Here is a 16,385-nt window from a genome sequence, read left to right as displayed (position 1 = left end):
GCGGTGCCCCCTTGGGCCGCGCGAGGCCTCTTAGCACCCGCAAGACACAGAGTCATCTCGTTGCGTCGAACAATTCACCGTGCAGCAACGACAGTGCAGTGCCCACGCGAACACGGCAACTCCACTTCAACGCATTGGAATCATTAAATAATAAACTAAAGCGGCAAAAATCAACTCTGACACCGGGGCGGATTGCGGTTTCACCGCTCGTGGAGCTGGAGAGCAGCATCACGATGATGCCGCAATCCCCCTCTTCCAAACCGAACACACCCGCCCCACAGGTCGTCCAAGTCTTCCGAAAGGCAACAGTGCCTCTATTGCCCCCGTGCGTCGGCAAACAGGACCGTTTCGTCGCCATGCACCGAACTGTGCTGCAGAAAAAAGCGGTAGCCCAAGCCGAGCCCATCGAGCCATTCCGGAATCTCATAGAAGTCGAACAGCTTGTGATAGACGCAGATCGCAAGGGTCGGCTTGAACTTCTCCAGGGTCCGGCGGGCGCCGCGAAGCGCCTGCAGCTCAGCGCCCTCGATGTCCATCTTGATAAGGTCCACCCGCGGCAGCGCTACCGAGGTGGCATCGATCGTCGTCGACATCACCTGGAGCGTATCCTTCGTTTCAGGCGCTTCGTAAACCTGCGCCGCCGGCCCGGCATACTCGATCGACATCGGTACACCTTCCTTAATCCAGACCGGCGCCTGACGCAGAGTGACCCGAGACGAAAGCCGCGGGTTCTCGCTCATATTACGCTTGTACACCTCGATATTCCCGGGGAAGAACTCGAAGCTAACAACCTTGCCCTCAGGGCCGACGCGATCAGCAAAATACAGCGACGTGCCGCCAAAACACGCGCCACAATCTAGAACGACGTCGCCCTTGCCTGGCGCGAGCAGTGCGCGCCGTCCACGGTACTGATACTGGGTGTATAGAAACTCATTGAAAATACCGAACGCATCGGTCAGCACCGTCGCATCGTAGCCGAGCGTCGACAAATTCACTTTGGCGAGGCTTGGACCCTGGTCGAAACTGACGGGAGTTCCCTCCTTCTCGAGGCGGGAAAGCGTCTCCATGCACTCCCAGAACTCGGCAGAATCGAGCGGAAGCCTGACGTACCTCCAACCGATGGTCCGGTAGGCAAGAATATCCAATAGGATGGCCTTCGAATCCCAATCCGCGAGATGCTCGTACAGCCACTGCCACTTGACCGCGGCACCTGCCACAACGGATTCCGCGTAGGCAAGCAACTCAACCTTTGTCGGATTGTCGCCGAGCGCCCTCTCCGCATCAGCCAGATACGGCTCCAGCGACATGCGGAACTGAGCACGGCGGCTGACATCATTTTTGCAATTGTCGATGCACCAAGAGACGACCCCCAGGAAATCGACCATGAACTCCCCTGAACTCCTGGAGAGAGCTCGCTGCGCGAGCGGCATTGCCTCGTAAGCGCGGTGTGCATTCTTGGTCAGAAGCACCGGCGTCGCTTGAGAGGGAGCAGCCAACGAGACAATGTTTGCCTCGACAATCGGTCCGCCTGACTTGCGCGCTCCAAACAGCCTGCCAAGCAACGAACCTCTTTTGCCTGCGCCGACGTTTGTTCCTTCAAGCCCAATCACACCATTGTTGCTCATACTACACTACTTCCCCAAAACGCGAGCCAGCCCTAGCCGGCACAAGAGTCACCGATCGGACGCCAGCATGTGCTGCTGGGATCACTTTGACTTTCCTAGCATCCGCCGACCTCACCGGGCAGAGAACACATCACGGATCTCCGCAAGATCCTCATCCTCGACCTCACCATGGAACGGCAGACAGAGCACCTGCGATTTGATCCGCTCCACGTAAGGCAAATTCCGGGTCGAGTATATCGGATAGCCGCGGTAGCTCTCGAAATCCGTGCAGATGGGATGGAAATACTTGCGCGAGAAAATCTGGCGCTTCTGCAGCGCCGCATAGATATCATCGCGCGACCGGCCGAACGCGCCCTGATCGATGCTAACGCGGAAATACTGCTCCGACTGCGTCACGCCCGGCTGCGCAGGCGCCAGCTCGATACCGGGCAACTCGGTGAGGAATTCGGCATACTTCTGCCTCAACACCGAGCGACGTGCGCGCTCGTCATCGACCAGCGGCAGGACCAGCAGGCCCATGGCGGCCGAAAATTCGCTCAGCTTGCCGTTGATGCCGACATCGACGACCTCTTCCTCGTTCTTGATGCCGAAGTTGCGAATGAAATAGATGCTTTCCTTGTCCAACGCGCGATTGGTCGCGACGAGCCCGCCCTCGGCGGTGTTGAACAGCTTGGTGGCGTGGAAGGAGAATACCGACGCATCACCGAAACAGCCGATCGGCACACCGTTCACCGTCGTCCCGAACACATGCGCAGCATCATAGAGAAGGCGAAGACCGTGATCGTCGGCGACCTTCTGCAGGGCGTCCAGCTCGCAGACGGTGCCGTAGACATGAACGCCAAGGATGGCCGACGTCTTGGGCGTGATCGCCTTGCGCACAGCCTCCGGATCGAGGGTCAGGGTTCCCGGCAAGACATCGGCGAAGACAGGCTCCAGTCCGTTCCATTTGATGGCGTGGGCGGTCGCGGCAAAGGTCAGCGGGGTGGTGATGACCTCGCTGCCGGCAGGAAGCTTCAGCAGCTTCAGCGCCGCGAGCAGCGCGATCGTCCCGTTGTTGAACAGCATCGCCGTCGGCACGCCGAGATACTGTTCAAGCTCTCGTTCGAGCCTCTGGTGCAACGGCCCGCCGTTGGTGAGAATCTTCGAACGCCAGATATCCGCCAGCAGCGCCTGATAATCGCTGAGTTCCGGCAAAACCGGACGGGTTACATACAGTGGCCTAGTCATTTCTCTGTCCCATATCATAAACCCCTAGGACCACCCACAACTAGACTAGCCGGTATGCGTCGCGTGAAACGAAGGTTGCATAGATGGTTTCTAGCTCATCCGCAGTCGCAGCTTCACAGAACAGGATACCTGCACGCCCTCCCCCCTGCCTGATGGGCAGGGTCTGCCCGATAGGCTGGATCGGAAAGAGTGCGCGGACACTGACCGGAGCGTCGAACACCAGCCCGCCGAAGACGATCGGCTTCGCCGTGCCGAAGGTATGGCGAAGAACATGCGAACGTCTTGTCCGGCGGGCATCCAGAGGATTCCCGGAAAAATAGGATGCATATTTCGCGGCATATTGGAAACCGGAGCTGTACTCGATCAGCAGGGAATAAAGATCTCCGGGACATCGGCGACACACCTCGACAAGAAGCGGACCGACCGGCGTCAGTATGAACTGGGCATGAATCAATCCATCACGGAGCCGCAAGTCAGCACTGATCTTCTCTAGACTGCCTTCCACAGTACGGGTGGCAGCCTCCGGGAGATCGTAGACGACGTAGCTGGTATCCACGGCGAACGGATTGGCGGACGAACCTTCGATCACATAAAATGCGTCGACAATTTTATGATTTTCGACAAACGCGCTACAGCTGTGCAGTTGGCCCTCGGCAAATGTCTCGATCAAGAACGTCGATCTCGGGCTCGCTCCTTCTGCGGTTTCGCACGCCGACCTTAGTGCGTCGAGATCCTCTCCATCGAAAATGGAAATACCACGTCCGCTGAACGCATCGACCGGCTTGCAAATGAAACGTCCAGCCAACGGAAACTCCGCGCGATCTGCAACACGCGGCGCTGGAAGCGCCAAACGCCGACAGAGATCACGGAACGCCAGCTTATTGGACAGGACCTGATCCGCCTGCGGCGAATCCAGGAGATGCGAAAACATCTCAAGCTGCAGACAGGTGGCGATCGATACATCGGTGCAGCCGGGAACGACACGGTCAAAACCGAGACGCAGAACATGCGCTCTGACGGCATCGACATTGCTGTAGTCCTGCTCGATCCAGCGGTCGCCCGCGCGTTGAGCCAAGACGTCACCGGAACGACCGCCCATCACCCACACGTCGTGTCCGGCGCTCATCAGGTAGTCGTAGATCGGGACAGCGGCGAAAGCCGTATCGACGAGAAGGATTTTCATGAACAACGAGCCTCGATTCGGAAGGCTGCGCTGATGGATTGTCAGCGGCGAGAGGTTCCCAATGTTTCTCCCTGCCTTACCATTTGCGATAAGGCAGAAACGGCTACAGGATTCAAGACCAGTTGGCCGCCTCCAGAACAACAACGTCTAGCGTCCATGCAAGCGATGCCAAATTCGAACTACCCTTAAACTCCCCCATAGCCAAAAAGAAAAAGGTAGCATAAAGTGCTGATTATAAAAATGATTTCTACGATTCTGGCACCCTGGCGAAATTGACAACGCGAAAGCGACGTCAGGGCGACAATTTTATGACAGTCTCCGCTGATTATTTGCTTGCCTGCCTTCCCATAGTGCGGCTCTACGCTCTCGTGTAGCCTTGGTAACTTAGGGAAAATTGATAGCACCACGTTCGAGAGGATTAGATGGGGTCGTTTTCGGGTTCCTTCCGTTCAAAACTTTTCACAGCATGCCGGCAGATCGCAAGGTGGACGCTTCCTCAGCCCATGTACTATGCGCTCGCGGCTTCCTGGAGGAACCGGTCCCTCAAGGGCGCATTCACTCAGGGCGCCAACAATCTAGCCGATGAATCGGCGGTCTTCGAGCGCACGCAAAACATCACGTTCCCCCTCGACGTGGTCGACGCAGAGAAGATCATGGTCATCGTTGTGCCGCAGCATAACGCGATGAGCGGCGGCATCTACTCGATGATCAGCATCGCCAGGCACATGCGCCGACTGAAGTGGCTGCATGGCTTCGAGGTGCTCGTTGTAACGATACCGAATCCGTCCCGCTTGACCTATTTCAGGAACACGAATTTTCAGAACTCTGAGAACATCTATCGCTTCGAGCAAATCCTGCGCTGCACGAAAGCAAAAGAGATCTATCTTCACTTACCAGAATATGCCTCGTCGACTTTTGTCGATGATCTGTCGCGAGCGGAGCTCGACTATCTCTTGAATCGACATCTCCACGTTAACTTGCTCAATCAGAATATTAGGCTCATGCATGAAAAGGAGAAGTTTGCCTCTTTGCGCAAGATCGCGGATGGAATGAGCCAGTCAGCCGCGCACCATTCGTACGCGGGACAGGCGTTCGCCGATCGATACGACCTGCCGACCATCCTGCTGCCGGCCTATACTGACCTCAGCGACTATCCGCCGTCGGAATTCGAGCAGAAGGAAAAACTTATCATCTACTCGTTTGATGATGCGCCTCACAAAGATAAATGCCTGAAGGTTATTGCCAACAAGCTTCCTGATTATAAGCTGGTCGAGATCCGCGGCATCACGTTTGATCGATACATGGACTACGCTACCCGCTGCATGTTCTCTATCTCGTTCGGCGAAGGTTTTGATGGCTATGTCGCGCAACCAATCTATCAAGGCGGCATCGGATTTACCGTCTACAACGACGAGTTCTTCCCATCTGACCATTTCAAGACATATGAAAACTTCTTTGAGAGCGAAGACGAAATGGTGAACGAGATTTGTGACAAGATAGTCAGTCTTGCCGCAAACCGGGAGGCCTACGTCAAGCTGAACAAAGAACTCCTTGAAGAGTATCACAAACTCTACAAATTTGATGAATACATCGCGCAGCTCAAAAAGCTGTCCCTGAAGCAGTTCGAGGTGTTTCCAAAGGCACGCGCCGCCGTCGCCGCCTCAAATGCACAGCCGAAGCCGAGCTATGGAACGACGGCTGCGAGCTTCGAACCCGGAGCGGTTGGAAGGATGAGGGATGGAGAGACCTTATCGTCGACGTGAAGCCACCCTCACGCATCAACTCAAGGAATTACGGCACCGGCAAGTGGAACTAGCGAACAAAGTTCACGCGTTGACGGCGGCGAATCTTCTTCTCAAGCACGAGCAATTGGTCGAACGGCTTGCAGTGCTGAGAGTCGCGCACGACGAACTGGAAAAGCGTGTGGATCTCTTCGGCAGATCCCACGCGCTACAGGCCGAAGAATACCCAACACGAAACAGCTATTCAATCGAAGCTGAAGACCTGCTCATCGAAACGATCTTTCGAACGATCATCAGGCAATTCGTCCCCGGCACCTATCTCGACATTGGCGCGGCCCACCCGATCGATTCGTCGAACACCTATTATTTCTACAAGCGAGGCTGGCGTGGCTTCTGCGTGGAGCCCAATCCCGACCTATGTCGCCTTTTTGAACGAGCACGCCCTGAAGACGATGTCTTCAATTTTGGCATCGCCTCCGATTCCGGAATATTTCGCTATCATCGCTTCGAACACGCGCTCATCAACGGCTTCTACGATCAGGATTTGGTCGATTGGCATACCCGCAAGAATGGCCAAGTCTATCTCGGCTATTCGGATGTTCCCTGTCAACGCATCGATGAATTCCTCGCGAAGCATGTCAACCGCCCCATCGACCTTTTAAGCATCGATATCGAGACTATGGATGCTGAAATTCTTCGGGCCTGGCGCTGGGACCTCTGCCGCCCGACCGTGATTTGCGCCGAAATTCATGCATCTGACGCGAAAGACGCCCTGCAAAGCCCGATTGCCGCGATCCTAGAGCAGGCCGGCTATTCGATGGTTTGCAGAGGTTGGTTGAGCGCGATCTTCGTCCTCAACGAAAGGTTGAAAGATGCCATTGTAATCGGAAGATAAGTTATCGACGACGCACAACCCTGCCCAATGCAGAAGCTTCATAGATCACCTTTGAGGTTCGGGAGGCTGCGAGGCCAACACCGGCCTCTAATAAAAAGCCCTGCACAACGGCCGGGCTTTGTCGACGAGCAGGAGAACCTCGTCAGCTCACTTTGCCGCGGCCACCGGTGCGACGGGCAGCGGCGGCTTGAGCGCGGCGGTTGGCCGCGCGGCTCGACGCGGACCATGTCGCTTTCGTTTCCGCCGAGGGTAAAAAAGTAGTCGGGCGTCTCAACTCGAACCAAGCGGGCGCGACGGATCGCGCCGCCGAAGTGGCAGCGGTGGTCATGGATGGCTTCCTGAAATGCGGCTCATGCCACTGTTAGCAGTACCCTGGTAGGGTCGACACCAAAGCGCTACAGATTCTAGACTCGCGCTATTTTAAAGTCTGGATTTCATGATGTCCTCAATTTCCAATCCCGCCCCGAAGCGCGGGGAGTTCCTGCGTCGACCAGGCATGTGGATCTCGCTGGCGGTGGCTGCCGCCGCGATGCTTTACTGGTGCGGCGAGGCTTTGCTTGACAGCGTCAAGATTGTGCTCGCCCACGCGGAATTTCACTGATTGCCCGCGTTGTTGTTCGCCGGCCGCCAACCGCTACCATTTCCATAGGTCAAACTGATGGAGGAGCCGCCGACAGTCGTGCAGAGCGCGACGCATTGTGCATGTTCCAGACGCCAAACAGGCGCCGCACCGCCGCCGGCTATCGTCCAATCGCCCTGCTGGAATGTGTATCCGAGCAGCGAATCCATCAGCAGGAGCTTCGAAGATCCGACGAACTGCACTGCTCCCAAAAAATGCTGATCAATCTTCGTGCCCTTCGGCCAGGCCGATAATGCCGCAACGGGGGCGCCTGACCTTGAGGCCGGGCCGTTTTACTGATCATCGCAGCAAGCTTACAGCCTCCAAGGAATATGACGATAGCGCCACCGCATACGCCGCTAACGTCGCAAGCCATTGGCAAACTTAGGTAAATTCCTCTCACTCCGGTCGGCAAGGAACATTGAAGGAACCGGGGCATTCGGGTAGTGTTTAGCTATCTTCTGCAAATTCGCGCCCATCACGGGTCGTTCTCAGTGCCACCGCAGACCGATGGACCGTATGCAGCGTCAGCACTCCAAGTCCGATATCGACATGAGCCCCCGATTGGACCTAGAAGCGGGGTCTCTCGGCTTGTTTCGACGGGGCTATCGCGGATATTTGGCTCGCCATTTCATTTTCAGATTTCTCAAGGAAGCCGTGCTTTCGATCTATTGGCGTATCCGGGGGCTCAAGGGAGAGCTTCGCAGTTTCTATCGCGGCCATCTGTCGAAATACGCCGTGTTCCGTATCCTTCGGAATTGGGTTTTGGCGACCCACTTCCGCCTTCGCGGTGCCTGGATTCGTCTGTCATTGCGATACCGCGGGTCGAGCTTCCGCCTGGCTCAACTGGATACCTATGTTCAGGATCACGGCTTGCATACGCAGGTCGTGGAGGCCGAGCAGCGGATTGAAATACCCGCCCCGCGCTTCATCGGTTATACCCCCGACGAATATGCCGATCTTAAAACGGTCAGCGTGATCTCGCCAAAACTCGCAGTCAGCGACATACCCCAGGCAAGCGTCATCGGCGGCACCGACTTTGTCATCTCCGGCGACTGCGCGCTCCATTCCAGCTTCTATCGACCCGCGCGAGAGGTCTGCCCCGCTGAAACGTTCGGTGAAGCCGGCATCGATCCGGCCCATGAGTTGATGCGGACCAGGGTGCCGCGCAGTCGCCGAAGAGTCGGCGCCGCCGCGACCATCATCGGGCAATGCGCCGGCAACTATGCGCACTGGCTGACCGAAATTCTGCCGAAGCTCATGGTGCTCGACAGCAGCGAAGCCGATAAGAGTCTGCCCCTGCTGATCGATGGCTGGGTGCACCCCAACCTTCACGAGGCCCTCTCCGTCGTCAACCAGAACAGGCGGCCGCTCATCAAGGTCGAACGCTGGGAAATGGTGTCCGCCGAACACCTCGTCCATGTGTCGCCGGCGTCCTATATTCCGGCGGAGTACCGGGAATACGTCACCAGCGGTAATATCCTGAAGACAGGCCCCGAGGAGTTTCCGTTCTCACGGACTGCGCTTTGTGCGATGCGCGACGTCGCCCTGAAATCCGCAACTCCCACCGGAAAGATCGGACGCAAGCTGTATCTGCGTCGCGCCAACAATGGCAACACGCGGGCAGCCGTCAACGACGACCAGGCAGAGGCCATGGCGCGGCGCTACGGTTTCGAGACCATCGAGCCAGGCAGTCTTTCGTTTCGCGAACAACTGTCGATTTTCAGCGAAGCCGAACTCGTCGCGGGCCAGATCGGAGCCGCGCTCTCGAACGTGATCTTCGCCAGACAATCCTGCAAGATCATCGTGATGTCGCCGTACTACGAAGACGCGAACTACTACTTCTTCTCAAATCTCTTCGGCATACTCGGGCACGAGCTGCACTATGTCGTCGGCCCCCAGATCGGCGACGGACACCCATTCCATAAAAAATTCAAGATCGATCTGGACGGACTTGAAAAGGCGTTTCGACAATTCGCGTGACAGGTCCTCGTCAGTAGAATGAACCTGCTAAGCCGCTGCCCGATCTTGCGGCCACTCGCCGGGTGTTCAGCTAAAAGCTTGAGCTGAGCGCCGCCTTGAGGGATGCGATCGCAACCCGCACGCCATCCCAGCGGAAATCGAGCCAGCCAGCGACCGCGATACACAACAGCACAAAGCTGATCGGCTCGAGATAACGACGCCAGGTCCGGAACAGCGAGATCACGGCGCACAACACCGCCACCCAAAAGGCCTTGGCGATATTGCCGGTCATCAGATCAATCGAAATGAACATCATGACCGCAATCACGACCGCCTTGGCTGCGCCAAGACCGCCCTGGAGCAAAAAACGATCGAATTCACGTCCGAAGCGTTCTTCGTATTCGCCCATCGAAGCCGGTCCCCAGTTTGTCGCTCACGGCATCAGAAGCCAAGACGAAGCGGCCTCTATCTCGTAGCAAACGCAAGCCAGATCAACAAAACGTCGCAATCCGTGTCAGGTTCACCTGAAGTCAGCTGCGCGTGACCCTCGTCACGGCCGCCAGGCGGCGATCGCGCCGAGCACCTGATCGACCTGCTGCTCCGTCATGCCCGGGAACAGCGGCAGGCTGAGCACGCGATTCTGCAGCCGTTCGGCGATCGGGAACGTGCGTCCGCCATAGTCGAGCTCGGCATAAGCCGGCTGCAGGTGCGGTGCCACCGGATAGTGGATCATCGTTTCCACGCCATGGTCCTGCAAATGGGTGCGCAGGCGCTCGCGGTCTGCCGCGCTGACGACGAACAGATGCCAGGACGAGACGGTGTCCGGCAGCGGCTCGACCACCTCGATACCGCGATTGGCAAGCTCGGCAACATAGCGGGCCACGATGCCGCGCCGTGCCTCGTTGCCCTGCTCGAGCGACCGCAACTTGACCCGCAGCAAGGCCGCCTGCATTTCGTCGAGGCGCGAGTTACAGCCCTTGACCAGATGCTCGTACTTTTTCTTCGAGCCGTAGTTGCGGATCAGACGGATCTGGTCGGCGAGTTCGTCGTCATCCGTGGTCACCGCCCCGCCGTCGCCGAGCGCGCCGAGATTCTTGCCGGGATAGAAGCTAAAGCCGGCCGCATGGCCGAGCGAACCGGCCTTGCGGCCGCGGTAGAGCGCGCCATGCGCCTGGGCCGCATCCTCGATGACCTTGAGACCATGCCGCTGCGCCACCGCGTTGATCGGATCCATGTCCGCCGGGTGCCCGTAGAGATGCACCGGGATGATCACCTTGGTGCGCGCGGTGATCGCCTGCTCCAGCAGCGCCGGATCGAGATTGTGCGACGCCGGATCGGGTTCGACAGGCACGATGGTCGCGCCGACGCCGGTCACGGCGAGCCAGGTGGCGATGAACGTATTGCTGGGGACAATCACCTCGTCGCCCGGACCGACGTTCATCGCGCGCAGGGTGATCTGCAGCGCCTCGAGGCCGTTGCCGACGCCGATGCAGTGCTTGACGCCGCAGAACGCCGCGAACTCGCGCTCGAACGCCTGGACTTCGCCGCCGAGGATATACCAGCCGGAATCGATCACAGCCGTCGCCGCGGCGACGAGATCCTCACGGATGGCGCGGTGCTGAACGGAAAGATCGAGGAAGGGAACCTTGGTCATCGCTTCTTTTCGATTTCCTGGAGGAACTCGTCATAGGTGCGCATGTAGTCGGCCTCGTCATAGTATTCCGAGGCGATGTTCATGCAGACGGCGCCTGACGAGAAATTATCGAGGTCGCGCCAGGTCATCGGCGCGATATACAGGCCGACATACGAGCGGTTGAGATGGAATTTCTTCCGCTCCTTGCCGTCGTCCAGCGTCACATCGAACGCACCGGACATCGCAATCATGATCTGGTGCAATTGGCGATGGGCATGACCCGCGCGCACTGCGCCTCCCGGAATATCGTAGAGGTAGTACACACGCTTGATGTCGAAAGGAATCTGCCGCCCCGCCTCGACAACGCTGAGATTGCCGCGGCTGTCGTGGATCTTGGGCAGTTCAATGATTCTACAATCGCTCAGAGCCATCTAAATCTCGCGAGTTGAGGACATCACTACAGATTATTGTCCTAATGTTTCGGAATGAAGAACATCACGGTCTCGTAAATCGTTTCCGTGTAGTGCCGCATGTAAAGATCATAGTCGCCTCGCACGGCGAGGATCGCCTGCGGGATGCGCCAGAAGTCACCGGCATTGTGATAGACCGAGATCGCAAGGCGCGGATGGGCCGCTGCAATCGTCGCCTTCGCGCCCGCGATCGCTTTCAGCTCCGCGCCCTCGATATCCATCTTCACGAAGGTCGGCGTATCGTTGATGACGTCGTCGAGCCGATCGACCTCGATGACCAGTTCGCCCTGCGCGTCGATATGCGAGGTCGAGCCGCCGGCGCTGAAGTGCAGCCTCTCCTTGCGGTCCGACAGGCCGCAGGCATGGAAGTGCACATTGGGGCGTCCGGCGAGACGCGCCTTGCAGACGTCGATGTTCTTCTGCTCCGGCTCGAACACGTGGATCGCACGGTAGTCCGGGCAGTGCTTGATGAATTCGAGGCTGGTATGCCCGTCGAAACAGCCGACATCGACGAACGTCTCTCCACCGCGCGCGAGCGCCAGAAACGGCTCGAAATACTGCACGTCCTCGCGCGAGGTGAAGCCGCGAAGATTGTCGAGGTCGTGACTGACGCGGAAGTTCACCAGCTTTTGGAACACCTGGCGCGACTCGTCGTCCGCCAGTGCCGCGAAGACCCGGTCATACTCGGCGCGATTGGCGGCGAATTCGGTGGCAAAGCCCTCGTTGAACACCAGTTCGCGGACGGGCAGTCCGGACCATTTGTAGAACGCGAAATAGTCGAGGTGCTGGAGACCGAACGCATCGAGATGGCGCATGACCGTGAACGGGCTGCCGCCCGAGGCGATCAGCACCATGGCATCCTTCGGAACGGCTGACGTCTTGACGATCGGCAGACCGAGGAACGTGTCGTTCTTCGAGAAATCGTCGATGAAACCGTCGACCTTGACCTGCGCGACGAGGTCGTGGCCATAGGCGTTGCAGCCGAAGATGTACTTCTTGCGCCCGTTATCGCGCACGAACTCGCGGCAGAACGCCTGCGCGGCATCGGCCCATTCCCGCCTGCCGGCCTCTTCGACGATCAGCTTCATGTTGAAACGCTTACCCAGCTCTTCTTGGTGGAGGACGACGTGATGGCTTCCAGCATGTTCAGTCCCTCCAGCGCGGCATCGATGCCGAACACGTAGGGCGGAAACGGCGCGCCGTTGTCGCGGTGATAGGCTTCGAGCGCATCGGCGACATCGGTGTAGTAGTTGGCGAACGCCTCGATGAAGCCGGCGGGATGACCGACCTTGAAACGGGTGTAGCGGGCCTGGTTGGCGACCGTCGCCTCGCCGCTGCCGCGATCGAGGGTCGACTTGTGGCCGGCGACATCGGCGAGATGCAGGTACTCCGGATGTTCCTGATGCCACTCGGCGGCGCCGTTGCGGCCGAACAGCCGCAGCCGCAGGCCGTTGCGAAAGCCCAGCGCGCTCTTGCCGTACCACACATTGGAGGTCAGTTCGCCGCTGTAGCGGGCGATGCACAACACGTTGTCCGCGACCTGGTCGAAATGACCGAAGCTGTCCTGGATGGCGACGAGTTCGCGCGGGCTCTCGCCGGTCAGGAACTTGGTCAGGCTGTGGACATGCGTGCCGAGGTCGAGCGACACCGTGGGAATGCTGCGGCCGTCACGCAGCCGCCAGTCCTGCGGCGAGGGGCGATTGCCCCTGGCGTCGAGCCGGGCAAAGCCCTCCTGGGGCATCTCGACATGGATCTGGCTGATGGCGCCGAAGCGCCCCTGCTCGATCAGATGGCGCAGCTCCCGCAGCATCGGGTAGCCGGTGTAGTTGTAGGTCACCGCGAGAAAGCCGCTGTTCTTGTCGAGGGCAGCCTTGATTTGCCGCGCATCGGCGCTCGACGCCGCCAGCGCCTTCTCGCAGATCACCGGCACGCCGCTGGCGATGCACGCCAGCACCTGGTCGCGATGCTGATCGGTCGGCGTCAGAACCAGGATGGCATCGAGGCGCGCGCGCTCGGCGGCGAGCATGTCGTCGAGCGAGCCATAGACGCGATCGTGCGCGACACCATAGGCATCCGCGGTCCGCAGGTTCGGCTCGCTCTTGCGGCTGAAGCAGCCGGCGACCAGCTCGTAACGCTGATCCATCTCGATCGCGATGCGATGCACCTGGCCGATGGCGGAATCGGTGCTGCCGCCGAGAAACGCCACCTGCAGCTTGCGCCGCCCGCCGTTGCGCTGCTGCATCACGCGCGCTCCAGCGACTGAATGGTAATGTGGCTCGCCCATTGCGGCGCGACCTGCAGCATCTCCTCGCGGGAGTGATGCTCGGCGAACAGAATGGCGAGCTTGCCGTAAGGCGCGGGCTTGAGCACCTCGCCGCTGATCATGAGCTGAACGACCTCGACGTTTTTCGCCGGCACGTTCTGGCTGAAGGAGTGAGCGACGACCTGCTCCGTCACCGAGATGGTGTGGCGGCTGTAGGGCTTGAGGACGTCGTTGCGCGGCGGCACTGCGTAGCGCTCGCCGAGATACTTGGCGACGACGAGGTCGTGGTAGGCGACGCCCATCGAGCGCTCGACGAGGCCGCCGTAGAGATCGCCCGGGCAACGGCGCATGCACTCGATCAGCCAGACATCGCTGCCGTTGCTGATGAACTGGGTATGCAGCAGCCCGTCGTTGAGCTTCAGTGCGGTCACGAGACGCCGGATCGCGACCCGCACCGCCTCCTTGATGGCGTCCGACAGCCGCGTCGGATGGTTCGAGCAGTCGACCTGAAACGGATAGACCGTGCAGAACTCGTCGACGAACGTATCGAAGGCGATGTCGCCGTCCTCGATGAACGCAGTATGGCTGTGGAGATTACCCTCCACGAACTCCTCGACCAGCACCTGGCCGGAACGCGACACCTTCAGCGCCTGCGCGATCACGGACGACAGATCCGCATCGGCCGAGGTCTTGGTCATGCCGCGGCCGCTGAAGCTGTCGTCCGGCTTGAACAGCAGCGGCTGCGCCAGATCGAACGCGCCGACCTCGTCGACCGAGCGCACCTGGCGTGCGCGCGGCGCCGGAATGCCGTGCGCCTCGGTGAACTTGCGGAAGCTGACCTTGGTGTGAAGAATCTCGGCGACGTCGAGCTGGTCGAAACCGGGGAAACCGTACTGCCCCGCGAGCGCCGCGCAGGACATATAGGAATAGTCGTTGCAGCTCGGAACGAGGTAATCGATCGTCGCGTTTTTCAGAAAATTGGCGAGTTCCGCTGTCACGGAATAGTCAAAGTAGAACGAACGATCGGCGTACTGATGGCAGGGATCGTCCTTGGCGTTGCCGCACACCCAGACCTCCAGGCCGCGGCGCTTCAACGCAAAGAACAGGGGCGCTGCACTGAAGCTGCTGCCGACGAGTAACGCGATCTTGCTCATTTAACGTTCGTTTCCAAGGACTTCATTTGGAACCACGGGGAGTGCCCGGCACCCGGCCAGCAGGGTCTCGAGCTCAAGGGCGCGCTTTCAGCGCCTCGCTCAAGGTTCCGGGGTCGATGTGATAGGCATTGTGAATTGGGTGCGCCCGTTGGGATGATGGTTGGCCTAACACGAACAACAGATGGTGTCCAAGTACCCCAGACAGCACCGCGTAGTAATAATCATTGCTCTGTTCATAATATGGCTTGAGAGCAACAATAAGCGCTCCCGAAGGCGCAAAGATCATGTTGGCGAGACTGGCCCCGACCGGCGCAGCGATGACCCGTGCATTTCTGCACAAACGAACCTGCTCGGCAAAACCAAGCCGGCCGGGATCGACGAGATGAAAGCCGTTCTCGACCATGATCCGCTCGATCTCGGCAACGTTGCTCAAGCCGCGGGCGTTGGTGCTGCCGGCGCCCCGGTGCAGATAGATCTTCTCCGGTCCGGCGCCTTCCGGCGAAAGATCCGCGCCCCGCGCGACCGTCCGCAGCGAATCCAGCGCGAAGCGCGAGAAGCAGTTCTTGTAGGCCGGATGCGGCTTGTTGCTGAGCTTGTGCGGGATGTACGGCTCGTAGCCCGTGGCCGAAACGTCCGCGAGCACGCCGACGTTCACCGGCTGCCAGCGCTCCACCAGAATCATCGGTCGCGCCTTCCGTGACAGAATTGCGACAGCGTCCCGCATGTTGCGGTGAATCCAGCCATCGACAAGCAACGGCCAATCATCGTAGTCCGGCGACGCATCGAGAATCGCCAGCCGCGGTGCGATCTCGGTCATCCAGTGCGCGTAGTTGCCCGCGCTCTGCCCCAGGAGGTTGATCGCGCGCGGCAGCGTCCGCGCAGCCGCACCGAAATAGGACGTCATGCGCTCGCGTGCCGAATCGAGCTTGATGAAGCCCCGGATTTCGGCCGGGGATTCCTCGGTCTTCGGCGCGAGCAGGTCCGGATGAATGGCGCAGCCCTGCGCAAGGACAAAACTCGTGCCGCCGACCACCATCGCATCGGCGATCTCGATGATGCGCGCCTCCGGCACATCGATCGCGATCGATCCGCTAAGCACATGAGCCCCTTGCGGCGCGCCGATGAACTGCGGCGGCGGCAGGACGAGATGCTCGGCCGGCGCCACCGGCACCGTCTTCGGATGCGACCGGCGCTGAAATTCGGAAAACGCGACCAGCCTGTAGGTGGCGATCGTATCGCCGCGGCGCAGGCGACAGCCGAGGCGGAAGAGCGCGCGGTAGCCCGCCAGCGCGATCTCGCGGCCCAGCCGGAAGACGAAATACTGAGCGAGATACTTGCGATAGATTCGCAAGCCGTTCGAGACGATCTTCCCCATCACCACCCGACTCTGACTTGCCCGAAACGTCCCGGCCGCCTGGGCCCGCCCGTGGGGCAGCCTGCCGCCCGCAGCGCAAGACGTGGAGACCATCGCCAGGCCCCGGGGAAAAAGGCCCCCTGGACGCGGACCCTTCCAGAGGGACTCCACCGGCCCTACCGATGCTTGGCTTTCCCGGGCGGGCGTTGCATACCCGGCAGACCCCGCCTCCGGGCCGCACTCCTAGCGGAAACACCG

Annotated in this window: 15 protein-coding genes; 4 read left to right on the top strand and 11 right to left on the bottom strand. The window is 59.5% G+C overall.

Going from position 1 to position 16,385, the window contains the following annotated elements; genetic code table 11:
• Window positions 1-314 precede the first annotated feature (314 nt).
• From JQ639_RS31260 to JQ639_RS31250, 3 genes are all read right to left on the bottom strand, one after another.
• On the bottom strand, window positions 315-1,625 hold the full coding sequence (locus JQ639_RS31260; RefSeq protein ID WP_211963729.1) for an FkbM family methyltransferase: 1,311 nt from the start codon (window positions 1,623-1,625) through the stop codon (window positions 315-317).
• A gap of 111 nt (window positions 1,626-1,736) precedes the next feature.
• A complete protein-coding gene (locus tag JQ639_RS31255) occupies window positions 1,737-2,852 on the bottom strand; it encodes a DegT/DnrJ/EryC1/StrS family aminotransferase (protein ID WP_211963726.1) in 1,116 nt (371 codons plus the stop codon).
• Between the two features lie 40 nt (window positions 2,853-2,892).
• A complete protein-coding gene (locus tag JQ639_RS31250; protein ID WP_211963725.1) occupies window positions 2,893-4,035 on the bottom strand; it encodes an ATP-grasp domain-containing protein in 1,143 nt (380 codons plus the stop codon).
• Window positions 4,036-4,538: 503 nt separating this feature from the next.
• On the opposite strand from JQ639_RS31250, the gene JQ639_RS31245 reads away from it, so the two are divergent.
• The 3 genes from JQ639_RS31245 to JQ639_RS31235 all read left to right on the top strand — a co-directional run bounded on the left by JQ639_RS31245 (window position 4,539) and on the right by JQ639_RS31235 (window position 7,273).
• Window positions 4,539-5,798, top strand: a complete 1,260-nt coding sequence (locus JQ639_RS31245; protein ID WP_211963723.1) for a hypothetical protein — start codon at window positions 4,539-4,541, stop codon at window positions 5,796-5,798.
• Complete coding sequence (locus tag JQ639_RS31240; RefSeq protein ID WP_211963721.1) at window positions 5,773-6,672, top strand: FkbM family methyltransferase; 900 nt, start codon at window positions 5,773-5,775, stop codon at window positions 6,670-6,672. The genes JQ639_RS31245 and JQ639_RS31240 overlap by 26 nt, the downstream gene beginning before the upstream one ends.
• A 439-nt stretch (window positions 6,673-7,111) precedes the next feature.
• Entirely contained in the window at window positions 7,112-7,273 is a 162-nt protein-coding gene (locus JQ639_RS31235) for a hypothetical protein (protein ID WP_211963719.1), read from the top strand.
• On the opposite strand, the gene JQ639_RS31230 is transcribed toward JQ639_RS31235, so the two are convergent.
• On the bottom strand, window positions 7,267-7,461 hold the full coding sequence (locus JQ639_RS31230) for a hypothetical protein (RefSeq protein WP_211963717.1): 195 nt from the start codon (window positions 7,459-7,461) through the stop codon (window positions 7,267-7,269). The two genes, JQ639_RS31235 and JQ639_RS31230, sit on opposite strands and share 7 nt — an antisense overlap.
• A 349-nt stretch (window positions 7,462-7,810) precedes the next feature.
• Between JQ639_RS31230 and JQ639_RS31225 the strand changes: the two genes are divergently transcribed.
• Complete coding sequence (locus tag JQ639_RS31225) at window positions 7,811-9,274, top strand: glycosyltransferase family 61 protein (RefSeq protein ID WP_211963715.1); 1,464 nt, start codon at window positions 7,811-7,813, stop codon at window positions 9,272-9,274.
• Window positions 9,275-9,344: 70 nt separating this feature from the next.
• On the opposite strand, the gene JQ639_RS31220 is transcribed toward JQ639_RS31225, so the two are convergent.
• The 7 genes from JQ639_RS31220 to JQ639_RS31190 all read right to left on the bottom strand — a co-directional run bounded on the left by JQ639_RS31220 (window position 9,345) and on the right by JQ639_RS31190 (window position 16,148).
• Window positions 9,345-9,662 carry a hypothetical protein gene (locus JQ639_RS31220; RefSeq protein ID WP_211963713.1) on the bottom strand — a complete coding sequence of 106 codons (318 nt, stop codon included), beginning with the start codon at window positions 9,660-9,662 and terminating at the stop codon, window positions 9,345-9,347.
• 141 nt (window positions 9,663-9,803) lie between these two features.
• Window positions 9,804-10,907, bottom strand: a complete 1,104-nt coding sequence (locus JQ639_RS31215; protein WP_211963712.1) for a DegT/DnrJ/EryC1/StrS family aminotransferase — start codon at window positions 10,905-10,907, stop codon at window positions 9,804-9,806.
• Window positions 10,904-11,317, bottom strand: a complete 414-nt coding sequence (locus JQ639_RS31210; RefSeq protein WP_211963711.1) for a sugar 3,4-ketoisomerase — start codon at window positions 11,315-11,317, stop codon at window positions 10,904-10,906. The genes JQ639_RS31215 and JQ639_RS31210 overlap by 4 nt, the downstream gene beginning before the upstream one ends.
• Window positions 11,318-11,358: 41 nt before the next feature.
• Window positions 11,359-12,444, bottom strand: a complete 1,086-nt coding sequence (locus tag JQ639_RS31205) for an FkbM family methyltransferase (protein WP_211963710.1) — start codon at window positions 12,442-12,444, stop codon at window positions 11,359-11,361.
• Entirely contained in the window at window positions 12,441-13,598 is a 1,158-nt protein-coding gene (locus JQ639_RS31200; RefSeq protein WP_211963709.1) for a Gfo/Idh/MocA family protein, read from the bottom strand. Before JQ639_RS31200 ends, JQ639_RS31205 begins: the two co-directional genes overlap by 4 nt.
• On the bottom strand, window positions 13,598-14,773 hold the full coding sequence (locus JQ639_RS31195) for an ATP-grasp domain-containing protein (protein WP_211963708.1): 1,176 nt from the start codon (window positions 14,771-14,773) through the stop codon (window positions 13,598-13,600). Before JQ639_RS31195 ends, JQ639_RS31200 begins: the two co-directional genes overlap by 1 nt.
• 73 nt (window positions 14,774-14,846) lie before the next feature.
• Entirely contained in the window at window positions 14,847-16,148 is a 1,302-nt protein-coding gene (locus JQ639_RS31190) for a glycosyltransferase family 61 protein (RefSeq protein ID WP_211963707.1), read from the bottom strand.
• Window positions 16,149-16,385 lie beyond the last annotated feature (237 nt).

This window comes from Bradyrhizobium sp. U87765 SZCCT0048, from assembly GCF_018131225.1.
Lineage (GTDB): Bacteria > Pseudomonadota > Alphaproteobacteria > Rhizobiales > Xanthobacteraceae > Bradyrhizobium_A.
This window is presented reverse-complemented; position numbering and strand designations above follow the sequence as displayed.